The following is a 13,472-nucleotide window of genomic DNA, read 5'->3' as shown; positions in this document are numbered from 1 at the left end:
GTGATCCTGGCCGCGCGAAGGGTTCTTTAACTGCCGGGTATGAGGAGGAATGCAATGCAAAGCAAAAATTGGCTCAAGCACGGTCTGATGGGCGTGGCGGTTTTGGTATTTTCATCCAGTGCTTTTGCTTACGATGGCACAAACTGTAAGGAACCTGGTAACTGCTGGGAACCAAAGCCAGGTTTCCCTGACAAGATTGCTGGTTCCAAATACGACCCCAAGCATGATCCCGTCGAACTCAGCAAGCAGGAAAAGGCCATCAAGGCCATGAACGAGCGTAACGCCAAACGCGTTGCCAACCTGAAAGAAACAGGTCAGTTCAAATACGACGTCAAGTAAAAGTAGTGATTTAACTGGCGTAGCGGATAGTGCAGAGCATGCGCTATCCGCTTTTTCCGGTGCCACCCTGGCATACCCGGACCCTTCTGCCGCCCTGCGCGGATTAACCCGATAGTGAGTTCCATGAATCCGACACCTTCTGCTCTGGCCGACTGGCGTGAACGCGCCACGGCATTTGAACAATCCTTGAATGCGGTCGTTCTGGGGCAGGCCCACCCGGTCCGCTCCCTGCTTATTTCGCTGTTTGCCCGTGGCCATGTGTTGCTTGAAGGCGATGTCGGCGTGGGCAAAACCACGCTGCTGCGCGCAGCAGCCCGAGCGCTTGGTGGCGCCTATCAGCGCGTGGAAGGCACGGTGGACCTGATGCCTTCTGACCTGATTTACCACACCTGGATAGACGACGCCGGGCAGATGCGCATTGATCCCGGCCCTTTGCTGAGCCAGGGCGATGCCTTGTCTGTGTTCTTCTTTAATGAGATCAACCGGGCCCGTCCGCAAGTGCATTCCCTGCTGCTGCGCGCCATGGCCGAGCGCAGCGTGACGGCATTTAACCGCGAATATTATTTCCCGCATTTCATCTTGTTTGCTGACCGCAACCGCGTGGAAAAAGAAGAAACCTTCGAGTTGCCGGGCGCCGCGCGCGACCGCTTCTTCATGGAAGTGCTGGTGAAATCGCCAGACGACGACGAAATTCGCAAGCAACTGATGTTTGATACCCGCTTTCAGGATACCGACAAGCTTATCGAGAGTGTGCCTGCGGCCATCCTGCCGTATGACCAGCTGAACGATGTGGCCGCCAGCATTCAAAAGCACGTGCAGGCCAGCCCTGCGCTGCAGAATTATGCGCTCGCCCTGTGGCAGGCGACTGCCAAGCCACAGGATGTGGGTGTGCAGTTATCCGGTATTGACGTTGGCAGCCTGGTGCTGGCGGGTGCCAGCCCGCGCGGCATGGGCATGCTGATGCGTGGTGCGCGCGTGGTAGCGTGGCTGGCCGGACGCGATTACCTGATGCCGGAAGACATACGCGAAGTGTTCTACGACATTATTGCGCACCGCGTGTTTCTGCAGCCGGTGCACGAGCTGCACCGCGATGTGATTGCACCGGCCTTGATGGAAGCCGTATTGGCACAAGTGGCGGCACCGTGAGTCTGTTGTCCTCTATCCCCGAGCTGATTCACTACTATGTGAAATGGCGCGCCAACGGCTTGCGTGCTGGTGCCCATGTCGGCCGTATTGCTGGTTCCGGCAGCCGCTTTCGCGGGCACGGTCCCTTGCTGGATAACCCGGATCCGCGCCGTATTGATGTGCGCGCCACCGCCCGTGATCCTTACCGCCGCTTGCTGGTGAAGATGTACCAGCAAAATGTGTCGCTGCCAGTGTGGGTAGTGGCCGACTGGTCGGCCTCCATGGCGTTTCAGGGCGAGCAGGGGGCAAGCCATGCGCTGGGTGAGCATTCCGCTGGAAATTCTTTGAGTAGTTCCAAGCCTTCTGATCACGGTGACGCAAACAAGATAGAGGTGATTGCCGACCTGTGCGAGCAACTGGCCTGGTCTACCTGGCGTATGGCAGACCGGCTGGGGTTCATAGCCTGCAACGATGGCATCGTGCGCGAGCTGCAAATTCCCGCGCGGTGCAGCCGTCTGCAGGGCAGTGCCATTCGCCAGCGACTGGCGCAAGCGGCAGCCCCACAAGGTGGAGCTCATGGCCTGGCCTCTGCTGCCGCCGAGATCGGCCGCGAGCGTGCACTGGTATTTCTGGTGACCGATGCCCATTACCCCTTGCCTGAACTGCAAAAGGTGCTGCAAAGCCTGAGCGGGCATGACGTGGTGCCCGTGGTGCTATGGAACAGCGCCGAACACAGTGCCTTGCCACGCTGGGGCTTTGCCCGCTTTCGCGATGCCGAGACGCGGCAGGAGCGCCTGCTCTGGTGTCGTCCCCGTCTGCAGCAAAAAATCAATGCCGCCTATGAAGCGCGCCGTGAGGCCATTGCCGAAGTCTGTGCGCAATGGGGACGCCTGCCGTTTTTTATCAGCGACCGCCTGCAAGCGCGGGCGTTGACACATTATTTTATGGAGTCGGCACGATGATGCCTGTATGCAAGCCGTGGTCTCTCAGCAGATGGCGCCGCATGGGATGGCTGGCGATGTTCGGCCAGGCCATGTGGGCTTTTTCGGCGGCTGGCGCCTACGCCGCCAATGATGTGCATGTCGAAAGCCATTATCGCGAGGCCGGATACTTTATAGGCGACGTGATTGATGAGGTGGTGGATATTACCGCCCCGCCCGGCGCCACGCTGGTGGAAGAAACCCTGCCGCGCAGCGGCGATGGACAGTGGATAGAGCTGCGTGAGGTGGATGTGCAGGAAAACGCCCCGGAGCAGGGCCGTTTCAAGCTGCATCTGCGCTGGCAGTTGTTCAAGGCCCTGCGCGAGACGCGCACGATTCCCTTGCCTGCCTTTACCGTTAACCTGCGCCATCGCCAGACCGTGTTGCCGGTCAAAATCCACGAGCGGCAGGTCATGGTGTCGCCTTTGCTGCCGGTCATTCTCGATACCAGCCAGACCAGCTTGCGCCCCGATAGCCTGCCACCATTACGCGACACCTTGAGGCCCATGCGCCATACCGTGCTCGCACTGGCGCTGACGCTCTCAGCCGCGCTCTGGCTGTTATGGCGTCACGACAAACCACCTTTCCGCTGGGCGGCAGCCGGGCCCTTCACGGCGGCTTGCCGTCGTCTGCGTGGCCGCCAAGGCCGCAAGCTCAGTCTGACGCAAAGCTTTGCCGTGGCGCATCACGCATTTAACCAGGCGGCGGGCCGTACGGTGTTTGCCAGCGATGTGCCTATCTTGCTGAAACTGCGCCCCGAGCTTGCGCGCTTGCGTCCCGAGATTGAAGCGTTTTATGCACGCTCCGCCCGCGTGTTTTTTGCCGAGGCGCCCAATGCCGCGAGTGCGGAGGATGTGGCGGCGATCAAGACATTGCTGGCCGCCTGTCGCGCACTGGAGCGAGGCCGCAAACCGTGAGTGGGCTGGGGTTTGATGCTATGGGGTTTGATACACCAGCCGTGCTATGGCTGCTGTTGCTGGGCTTGCTGCCGTTGTGGCGTCATGGCCAGTCGGTATTGCGCCATCCGGCCATGCTCTTGATGCCGGAAGATCGCTGGTCGCGCGCCTTGTCATGGGCTTTGCGGCTGATCGGCATGCTCTGTGTGGTGGCGCTGGTGCTGGGCATGGCGGGATTGCATCTGCGCCAGTCCGAGATCGAGCGCGTGGGGCATGGCGCCCATATCATGGTGGTGCTGGATCGCAGTGCCAGCATGAACGATGACTTTGCTGGCAAATATATTCAGGCGACCGACGCGGTCCAGAGTCCCTCAAAACTCAAAGCCGCCCGCGAAGTGCTCGCCAAGTTTATCGAGAGCCGCCAGCAGGATCTGGTGGGCCTGATTACCTTCAGCACCTCGCCGGTATTTGTGCTGCCGCTGACACATGATCAGGTCGCGCTCAAGGCGGCCCTGGATAGTGCCGAAGCGCAAGGCATGGGGTTTACCGCGGTAGCGCGTGGCCTCGGCATGGCACTTGATTACTTCAAGGGCAAGCCGGTGACAGGCGCACGGCTGATCCTGCTGGTATCCGATGGTGGCGCCCATATCGACAGCCAGACTCAGGATCGCATACGCAGCTGGTTTGCCAGTGAGCACGCAGCGCTCGCATGGATTTATATCCGCGGTACCAATTCCCCCAGCATTTTTGTCCAGCCGGGGGAGGGCGACGATGCCGCCAGCGCGCCCGAGTATTTCCTGCATGAGTATTTCAAGACCCTGGGTGTGCCCTATCAGGCTTACGAAGCGGAAAACCCGCGCGCACTGGAGGCCGCCTTGCGTGACGTAGGCAAGATGCACAACCTGCCTTCGCATTACTTTGAAAAACAGCCACGCCGCGATCTGGCAGGGATTTGCTATGCCGCAGCCCTGCTGTTGCTGGCATTGCTCTATGGCGCAAAACGAATGGAGATATCGCAATGGCACGCATGATCTTGTGGCGCGAGACACTGGCCTGGAGCCTGCTCGCGGCCGGTCTGGGGCTCACTGGTTGGCAAGGCTGGCAATGGCTGCAGGCCAGCCAGGTGAATCAGGTGCTGGCTAACCCCAAGGAGCCGCTCGAGAAGCAGGCCCCATGGCTAAGCCAGACCCCCGAGGGGCAAATGCTGCAAGCCTGGCAGCTGACCCGGCGTGGCGATAGCACGCATGCGCTGGAGCTGTATGGCCGGCTGGATCCGCGCCTCTCTGCTACGTTGCAGGCACGCGCTAAATACAACATGGGCAATGCTTATTTGTCGACAGCGCTAGGCGCGTTGAGTGAAGAGGGTGCGCTGGCTTATAACCAGGCCGCCCCCCTGCTGGCGATGGCCAAGGATGCCTACCGCGATGCCCTGCGCCATGATCCGCAGCTGTGGGATGCCCGGCACAACATGGAGCTGGCGCAGCGTGCCAGCCCCGACCTGACGCCCGGCATCCGCAATGAGCAATCGCAGGAAGAAACCGAGCTGAAGACCACCACCGAGCGTGCCTGGCCGACCATTCCTGGTTTCCCCAAGGGCATGCCGTGAAGCAAGGCTGGCGTTTGCGTATTGCCGAGGCACCTGGCCGGGCGCTGCTGCTGGCGGCCTGTATCTTGATGCTGCCGGTGTTTCTGCATCCACAGCTGCCTTTGCCACGTAAGGTGTTTTCGGTGGGGTTTGTCATTGATATTACGCAGAGCATGAACGTGCGCGATGGTGGCCCCGGTGGCGTTGCCCGCCTGGCATTCGCCCGGCAATCGGTGCGCGATGCCTTGCGTCATCTGCCCTGTGGCTCACTGGTCAGCATCGGCATGTTTACCGAGCGCGATGTTTCCATGCTGTTCAAGCCCATGGAAGTCTGCGCGCATTTCAGTGTGCTGGATGAAGCGGTGGAGCGGCTCGACTGGCGCATGGCTTGGGCGGCGGATTCCTTCATCACGCACGGTCTGTATCGCGGTATTGAAGAAACCCGCAAGCTCAAGCTCGATACACTGGTGTTTCTGACCGATGGTCAGCAGGCACCGCCTGCCAATCCGCGCTACATGCCGGTGTTTGACGGCAAACCTGGCGAGGTGAGCGGCATTATTGCCGGCGTTGGCGGTCTGCAGCGGCAAGCGATCCCCAAGCTCGATGAAAACGACAACATTACGGGCTACTGGGTACCGGAAGATGCCATGCAATTTGCGACTTTCGGCATGTCCCACGTGCAGTCCGTGCTGGAAATGGAAGGCTATCACGGACGCAATGCGCCACATGGCGCACACCCCGAAGGTTCGTATACCGAGCATATGTCGGCCCTGGATGAAAAAGGCCTGCAGGAACTCGCCAAGATTACCGGCCTGCACTATCTGCATCTGCAGGACAAAGCGCAGCTGGCGGATGCCCTGCGGCAGAACACCTTGCACCGGCAGTGGGTTGCCAGCGATATCCGGCCCGTATTTGCCGGGCTGGCCTTGCTCCTGCTGCTGGCCTCGTATTTCCCCGCTTTTATTTCATCATTGTTCAAGAAAGGAAAACCATGAAATCATGGATTGCAGGACTGTTGTTGGTATTACCCTTGGCGGCGTGGGCGCATGGCCCCACCCCGCAGAAGGCTGAGGAGACGGTGGAAATCAACGCGGCACCTGCCGCCGTCTGGGCCAAGATCAAGGACTTCGGCGCGCTGGCTGCCTGGAATCCCTCTCTGGAGAAAGTCACCTCCGAAGGTGGTAATGCTTCAGGTGCCAAACGCACGCTGACATTCAAGAGCGGCGGTGTGCTGGAAGAGGAGCTGGATGATTACTCGGATGCCGAAATGCGCTATGCCTACCGCATGGGCCGCGACATGGATATCAAGGCCTTGCCGGTCAGCTCGTTGAATGGCCGCCTGGAAGTGACCCCAGGCAAGGACGGAAAAACCGTTGTTACCTGGAAAGCCCGTTTCTACCGTGCCTTTACCGGTAATGAGCCACCTGCCGGTCAGGACGATGCGACTGCAGTGGAAGGCGTGAGCAGTTATTTCCGTCAAGGTCTCGATAGCCTGAAGCAACTTGTGGAGGGCGGCAAGTAGCATTCGGGAAAAATTCCCGATGTTTTTCGGGATGCCCAGTGTAGTGACAATGCGCGGCGACCTTTAGTATGCAACACATGCTCTAGTGCAATTGAAATGTCAGTAATGACGGTTCGCGTGTCGCACAATGTTCAGGCATACTCCATAGAAATTCAACCAGACTTGCTCTCCAGGTCTGGTTTTTTTTTGCCACTCGTCGGTCTATCTTATCGCCTCCGCAATTAACGCTTGTGAAATTGTGTGGATGCGATTATCTTAAAATCGCTTGCACGCCTTGTGCTGACTGCGCTGCAAGCGGCTCGATCCCCATAAAAACCAATCCATAAACAACAGGTGATGTCTTGCTAGAGGCAACGGTAGCCAATCCATTTTTTTCCGCACTGATGTCGGGTATGTCGGATGAAGCCTATCTGGTCGATGCGCAGAGCATGAAGCTGGCCTGCGTCAGTACGCAGGCGCTGGTCAGCTATCAATGCACCGCGGCACAACTGCATGCAATGCCCCTGCATGTGGTGCTGGGAATGCCGGAAGATGAGCTGACGCAATGGCGCGCGCAATGCATTGAGCAGCCGCAGGGAATGCCAGTGGCCACCTTATTCTTGCCCAAGGCGGATGGTGAAAAAGCCCGCCGCGCGGGCGATAGTATCAAAGTGTCGTTTTTTGAGGCGGAAGGGCGGCCATGGATGCTGGTCATGAAAAACAGCGTCAGTCGCTCTGCCATGCAGGCGCTGGATGACAGCGAGTCGCGCTTTCAGGCGATTGTGACCAATACGCCGGGCCTTGTGTTCCAGTTTCGTTTGCTGGGGCCGGGGCGGCTGGGCTTTATCTATTTGAGCGAGGCGTGTTACGCCGTGCTGGGCATTACCGAAGCCGAGCTGACCAAGACGCCATCGCAGTTTTATCGGCTGATGGCGGAAGAAGACCGACCGTCGTTCCGCGAAGCCTTGCTGACCTCGGCCAGTGAAATGAAAGTGCTCAACTGGGAGGGTCGCATCTGGATCAAGGCCTGGCAGGACACCAAGTGGATCAACCTGCGCGGCAGCCCGATCAAACTGCACAATGGCGAGGTGCAATGGGGCGGTATTATTACCAACATTACCCAGAGCAAGAACGAAAAGCTCGAGATTGAGCGTTCGCGCCAGCGCATGGCCGAACTGTCTGCTCACCTCACGCAGGTGAAGGAGCAGGAGCGTAGACGCATTGCCCGGGAGATACACGATGACCTGGGCGGCAACCTGACCGCGATCAAGATCGGTCTTACTTCCATCATCAAGCGTATCAATCCAGACGAGCCCAAGCTGGTGGAGAAGGCGCTCAATCTGGAAAGCATCGTCGATCGTACTTTTGATATCGTTCACCGCATTGCCAGTGACTTGCGGCCAGATGTGCTGGAACTTGGTATTGTCGCGGCGCTGGAGTGGCAGTGCGGGCAGTTTGAAAAGCAGTTTTCCCTGCCATGCCGGTTTTACAGCTCGCAGACCGAGCTTACCGTCAGCGCCGATGAGGCGATCACGCTGTTCCGCATCTGCCAGGAAGCCATGTCCAATATCGCCAAGCATGCCAAGGCCAAGCAGGTGGAGGTTGAGCTTCTGGTGGAAGACCGCGATATCATGCTGCGTATCGTCGATGACGGGCAGGGCATCCGCATGCAGGACCAGCATAAAGCCAACTCCTTTGGTCTGCGTGGCATGCGGGAGCGGGTAGCGGCGCTCGATGGCAGTCTTGAAGTAGAAAAACGTGTACGTGGGGGTACAGCAGTGCAGGTTAAAATTCCACGCAGTCTCAAGTAAGATTGCGACATAACGAAGGTAATACGGGGACAAGCATTCATATGCCTGCTGATAAAAAAATAAAGGTCATCATTGCCGATGATCACGCCATTCTCCGCGAAGGGCTGAAACAGATATTGTCGGAGACCGAAGACATCGAAGTCATCGCCGAGGCACAAAACGCCAGCGAAGCCATCCACTATGCATGCAAGCTTGAAGCCGATGTTCTGTTGCTGGATATTTCGCTGCCAGATCGTAGCGGTATCGATGCGCTACGCTACATCAAGAAGGAAAACACCAAGATCGCCATCCTCATGCTCTCCATGCATCGCGAGGATCAATACGCCATTCGCTCGCTCAAGGCCGGTGCAGCGGGCTATCTGGGCAAGCAGGGCGCTTCTTCCGAGCTGGTGAATGCGATTCGGGTGATCGCCAAGGGTAAAAAGTACATTACGCCGGAAGTGGCCGATGCCCTGGCCAACCAGGTGATGGATACCGAAAAGCCGTTGCATGAATCGCTGTCTGACCGTGAATTTCAGACACTTACGCTCATTGCCTCCGGCCTTACGGTGGGTGAGATTGCCCTGCGCTTGTCGCTGTCCGTCAAAACCGTGAGCATGTACCGCACCCGGCTCCTGGAAAAAATGCAGCTGAAGCACAACGCCGAACTTACGCACTACGCGATAAAAAACAATCTGGTCGATTAAAAAGCAATCTGGAGGATTAGATCGTTGTCGCTGAGTTGAGACAGCGCAGGTTTGATTCAACCTCTGGTGGTCAAACCCTAGTCTGGCAAAGCTCAGCCGTGGGTATTGCCGATTTAAGCTGTTTTTACCTTCCTGTTAGCCTGTTTGCATTGTCGTCAGTTTGATTAGCATGGCGTAATCAAACTATAGACGGAGCCTTTGCCTGCATGGCAAAGGATATGCAGCCATGGCAGACCCTAATCTCGATATCTACCAGCAGAAACCCGCCTTGCTCGGTCAGGAAATCCTGGCGCGACTGGAGGCGCGGGATATTGCGCCTACGCCCGAAGCCTACCAAGCCTTGTATATGGAGTTAACTGGGCGACAGTCAGCCGTGCCGGCGACTGCCCCACAAGAGGGCAACTCAGCGCCTGCCGCCCCCAGCATGCTGGAAGCGCGTTTTCAGAAAGTGGCCCGTCAGCTGGCTAAAAACTCCAATGAAGCGGGCATGAAGCTCGCTTATGCCATTGAAAACGAAGACTGGGATGCCTTGCTGGACGGCATTTTCAAGCTGGTGAAGGCATCGGTCGCCATTCAGTCGCAGCGCTCCCGATTCGCCGCCTTTGGAGATCAGAGCGATGCCGGGGATGATGGCCGGCCCTGGCAGGATCAGCTTGCCAAGATGTTGGCACATACTTTGCCTGCATTGCTACAGAACGAATCCGAGCTGGCGATGAAGTCACGCCATCTCGCTGAACAGGTGAAGACGACACAATCTTACCGGGCCATGCAAAAAGTCATGCGCGAGGTAAATGAGCTTAGTTATCGCATCAGCATGGTGACCGAGGATGAGTACGGCAAGCAGAAAGCCTTCATCCGTTTGCTCAATTTGACACTGGATAGTCTCACCGAGGTAATCCAAACCGACGATCAGGTACTGCATGAAGTGCGCAATTTCCAGAAAATCGTCAATGAGCCATGGGATCAAACCAAATTAAATAAGGCAGCAAAGCAGTTGACAAGCCGGGTTTCAGCTCAGCGAGCATAATTTTAAGTTGTTGATTTTTATAGTGGTAAATAAAAAAATTCGAGAAAGGTTTAAAGATTTGTTAATTACGGCCGTCATCAAACACAAGATTGCTTGATTCGGAACGCTTGAAAATTTAAATAGCCAACCCCGCTAAATTTTCGCTAAAAGTAACCGATAAACAATTTAACAGCGGCGCGATGAACGCAACGCTGAAATGCAAAGTAAGTGTTTGAATCAATTAACAAAGGAGAATTACCATGGCTGCTGTAATTAACACCAACATCGCCTCGCTGAATGCTCAACGTAACCTGTCGTCTTCTCAGTCGAGCCTGAATACTTCGCTGCAACGTTTGTCTTCTGGTCTGCGCGTAAACAGCGCAAAGGATGACGCTGCTGGTATGTCCATCGCTACTCGTATGGACTCCCAGGTTCGCGGTCAAACTGTTGCGATCCGTAACGCAAACGATGCGATCTCTTTCGCACAAACTGCTGAAGGCGCACTGGGTAAAGTAACTGATGCACTGCAACGTATGCGTGAACTGGCTGTGCAATCTGCCAATGCTACCAACGGTACTGGTGACCGTTCTAACCTGGATGCTGAATTCCAGCAACTGGCTAGCGAAATCACCCGTCTGGGCACTGACACCAAGTTTAACGGTATCGCTGTGTTTGGTTCTACCAGCATGACGTTCCAGGTGGGTGCAGACAGCGGCCAGACTATCACTGTCAGCGCAACAGCAGCTTCATCTATCTCAGGCAACATCCTGACAGACACCGCTGCCAACACCGCACTGTCTTCGATTGATACGGCGCTGAACACTGCCAATACTAACCGCGCTACCTTGGGTGCTGTACAAAACCGCTTTGAGTCTGTGATCAGCGCCTTGCAAGTATCGGTTGAAAACCAGTCTGCAGCCAAGTCACGGATCATGGATGCTGACTTTGCGGCAGAAACCGCCAACCTGACTCGTACGCAGATTCTGCAACAGGCTGGTACTGCGATGTTGGCCCAGGCTAACACCGTACCGCAAAACGTTCTGACCCTCCTGAGAGGCTAAGACGTAAGCGAAGGCTAGATGGGATGAATCGCCCGTAGAAGGAAAAAGCCTTCTACGGGCATTCACACAAAGGAGCTAAAAATGTCGATCGCAAATATAAATGCATATACATATGGCGCTAGCAGCAGCCCCCAGGGTCTGGGCGGTGGAAGAGCAGCAGCGACAGTGTCAGCACCAGCCCAAACGACGGCTGCGCAAAACGACACCAACAAGACAGCGAGTGATAAGGATATTGCAGCGGCTGTAAAAACGCTGAACAGTTTTATTTCACCCGTGGCACAAAGTGTGCAATTTTCCATGGATCAGGATTCTGGAAAAGTGGTGGTGAAAGTCGTGGATACAGAAACAAACAAGGTGTTGCGGCAAATCCCCAACGAAGAAGTATTGGCGATTTCCAAGACGCTCGACAAACTGCAGGGTCTGGTTATTAAACAAACGGCTTGATGCCGATAGGTAGGAGAGGATTATGGCGACATTGACAGGATTAGGAACTGGCTCCGGACTGGAGCTCGAGACCTGGGTGACGGCATTAGTCAACGCGGAAAAAGGCCCTCTTACCCAAGTAACCGCGCAAAAGACCGCCACGCAATCCAAGATCTCTGCGTATGGCACGCTGAAAAGTGCGTTGTCTACCTTCCAGACGACGATTAGCAGTCTGGCGACAGCCTCCAAGTTCAACCTGCAAACGGCAACCTCCAGTGATACCAGCCTTTTCAGTGCTACTGCAACAGGCAGCGCTACTGTTGGCAATTATTCGATCAATGTGACCCAGCTTGCACAAGCACACAAGATCGCTTCTTCAGGTTTTTCTTCGACCAACGCCGTGATCGGTAGCGGTACGCTTGAGATCAGCTTTGGCGAATACAACAGCACTACCAATACATTTAGCGTCAACGGCAGCAAAGCCGGGGCGAGCATTACCATCGATTCCTCCAACAATACGTTGGCAGGCGTTCGTGATGCGATCAATTCCGCGAATGCCGGTGTGACGGCTTCCATTGTGAATGACGGCTCTGCCAATGGCTCGCGTCTGGTGATTACCTCCAAAGAGACGGGCGCATCCAGTAGCGTCAAGATCAGCGTGACCGATAGCGATGGCAACAGCAGCGATGCCAGCGGGCTTTCGCAGCTGGCATATGACCCGACCAGCACCGCAGGCTCGGGCAAAAACATGACGCAGAGTCAGGCCGCTACCAATGCCTTGCTGACGGTGGATGGCATCAGTGTCACCAAGTCCAGCAATACCATTACCGACGCGATTCAGGGGGTGACCCTCAATCTGCTCAAGGCGGGCACCGGCACGGCTACCAACCTGAATGTGGCCACAGATACCGATGGTATCGTCAAGAACGTGCAGGCGTTTGTCGATGCCTACAATGCACTTGATACCACGATTCGCAACCTCACCAATTTCAATGCGACAGATAGCACCAAGTCTGGCGTATTGCTGGGGGATTCTGGCGCACGCTCGATCTCCACCCAGATGAAGAGCATTTTTACCCAGACCATTGACGGCACAAGCACTTACAGCACGCTGTCGCAGATTGGCGTCGGCTTTCAGCGCGATGGCAAGCTGGCATTGGACAGCACCAAGCTTAAAACCGCACTGGAAACTAATTTTTCAGATATTTCCAAACTGTTTGGCGCTAGTGGTACGACCACCGACGCTCTGACCTCCTATGGCGGCAGCTCCACGGCCACCAAGGCTGGGACCTATGCAGTGACTGTGACGCAGCTGGCAACTCAGGGCACCATGCTGGGCGGTGGTGCACCCAACCTGACGATTACCGCAGGCAGCAACGATAAGGTGACCTTTGCCATTGATGGCAAGGATTACAGTATTACCCTGGCTGCAGGCACCTATGCCAGCACACAGGCATTAGCTGACCAGGTGCAGCAGCAGCTGGTGAGTGCCGGTTCGCTGGCCCAGATTGGCGTGGATGGCAGTGGTGCATTGATGATCACTTCCCCCAGCTATGGTTCTGATTCGCGAATTACGCTGAATGGCGGCAATGGCGCCAGCGACCTGTTTGGCAGTGCCACCTCCACGACGGGCGTGAATGTCGCAGGATCGATTAATGGCGTAGCAGCAACCGGCACTGGCCAGAGCTTGAAGGGCGCTACTGGAGATGCTTCCGAAGGGTTGTTCGTCAAGATTCTGGGCGGCAGTACCGGTAGTCGCGGCACCATCACCTTTAGCAAGGGCTTTGCCAGTCAGTTGAATGAAGTGACGGCCAATCTGCTGAGTGACGATGGTTTGCTCGCCACCCGTACCGATGGCCTGAACAATTCGGTAACACGTCTGACTAAACAGGAGGATGCCTTGAATGATCGTCTCGACGCGATTGAAAAACGCTACCGCGCGCAGTTCAGTGCACTGGATACCCTGATCGCCAGCATGAAAACGACAAGTAGTTACCTGACTCAACAGCTCGCCCAGATTTCGGCAAACAGTTAACCCCTGCCATTTAAGGAATAAAGA

14 protein-coding genes are annotated in these 13,472 nt (G+C 56.3%); all 14 read left to right on the top strand.

Annotated features, from left to right (window positions below; genetic code table 11):
• Positions 1-54: 54 nt before the first annotated feature.
• Positions 55-339: a methanol dehydrogenase [cytochrome c] subunit gene (locus tag LG204_RS13675; RefSeq protein WP_015829568.1), complete on the top strand. Its 285-nt coding sequence runs from the start codon at positions 55-57 to the stop codon at positions 337-339.
• Between the two features lie 123 nt (positions 340-462).
• Positions 463-1,485 carry an AAA family ATPase gene (locus LG204_RS13670; protein ID WP_230337792.1) on the top strand — a complete coding sequence of 341 codons (1,023 nt, stop codon included), beginning with the start codon at positions 463-465 and terminating at the stop codon, positions 1,483-1,485.
• A complete protein-coding gene (locus LG204_RS13665) occupies positions 1,482-2,426 on the top strand; it encodes a DUF58 domain-containing protein (RefSeq protein WP_230337791.1) in 945 nt (314 codons plus the stop codon). The genes LG204_RS13670 and LG204_RS13665 overlap by 4 nt, the downstream gene beginning before the upstream one ends.
• Entirely contained in the window at positions 2,423-3,361 is a 939-nt protein-coding gene (locus tag LG204_RS13660) for a hypothetical protein (protein ID WP_230337790.1), read from the top strand. Before LG204_RS13665 ends, LG204_RS13660 begins: the two co-directional genes overlap by 4 nt.
• A gap of 20 nt (positions 3,362-3,381) precedes the next feature.
• Positions 3,382-4,371, top strand: coding sequence for a vWA domain-containing protein (locus LG204_RS13655; protein WP_230337789.1), 990 nt, complete (start codon positions 3,382-3,384; stop codon positions 4,369-4,371).
• The gene (locus tag LG204_RS13650; protein WP_230337788.1) at positions 4,359-4,946 is read left to right on the top strand and encodes a tetratricopeptide repeat protein; all 588 of its coding nucleotides are present in this window, start codon (positions 4,359-4,361) and stop codon (positions 4,944-4,946) included. Before LG204_RS13655 ends, LG204_RS13650 begins: the two co-directional genes overlap by 13 nt.
• Positions 4,943-5,920, top strand: coding sequence for a vWA domain-containing protein (locus LG204_RS13645; protein WP_230337787.1), 978 nt, complete (start codon positions 4,943-4,945; stop codon positions 5,918-5,920). The genes LG204_RS13650 and LG204_RS13645 overlap by 4 nt, the downstream gene beginning before the upstream one ends.
• Positions 5,917-6,447 (top strand): SRPBCC family protein, encoded by a 531-nt coding sequence (locus LG204_RS13640; RefSeq protein WP_230337786.1) that lies wholly within the window; start codon positions 5,917-5,919, stop codon positions 6,445-6,447. The genes LG204_RS13645 and LG204_RS13640 overlap by 4 nt, the downstream gene beginning before the upstream one ends.
• A 341-nt stretch (positions 6,448-6,788) precedes the next feature.
• The gene (locus LG204_RS13635; RefSeq protein WP_230337785.1) at positions 6,789-8,237 is read left to right on the top strand and encodes a sensor histidine kinase; all 1,449 of its coding nucleotides are present in this window, start codon (positions 6,789-6,791) and stop codon (positions 8,235-8,237) included.
• A gap of 41 nt (positions 8,238-8,278) precedes the next feature.
• A complete protein-coding gene (locus LG204_RS13630; protein ID WP_013441578.1) occupies positions 8,279-8,923 on the top strand; it encodes a response regulator in 645 nt (214 codons plus the stop codon).
• A gap of 226 nt (positions 8,924-9,149) precedes the next feature.
• Positions 9,150-9,950, top strand: a complete 801-nt coding sequence (locus LG204_RS13625; protein WP_230337784.1) for a hypothetical protein — start codon at positions 9,150-9,152, stop codon at positions 9,948-9,950.
• 239 nt (positions 9,951-10,189) lie between these two features.
• Positions 10,190-10,990, top strand: a complete 801-nt coding sequence (locus tag LG204_RS13620; protein WP_230337783.1) for a flagellin N-terminal helical domain-containing protein — start codon at positions 10,190-10,192, stop codon at positions 10,988-10,990.
• An 81-nt stretch (positions 10,991-11,071) separates the two neighbouring features.
• Positions 11,072-11,434, top strand: a complete 363-nt coding sequence (locus tag LG204_RS13615) for a flagellar protein FlaG (protein ID WP_230337782.1) — start codon at positions 11,072-11,074, stop codon at positions 11,432-11,434.
• A gap of 22 nt (positions 11,435-11,456) precedes the next feature.
• On the top strand, positions 11,457-13,448 hold the full coding sequence (gene fliD, locus LG204_RS13610) for a flagellar filament capping protein FliD (protein WP_230337781.1): 1,992 nt from the start codon (positions 11,457-11,459) through the stop codon (positions 13,446-13,448).
• Positions 13,449-13,472 lie beyond the last annotated feature (24 nt).

The organism is Methylovorus menthalis (assembly GCF_020523625.1).
GTDB lineage: Bacteria > Pseudomonadota > Gammaproteobacteria > Burkholderiales > Methylophilaceae > Methylovorus > Methylovorus menthalis.
The sequence above is the reverse complement of the archived record's forward strand: the minus strand, read 5'-3'. Positions and strand labels throughout refer to the sequence as shown.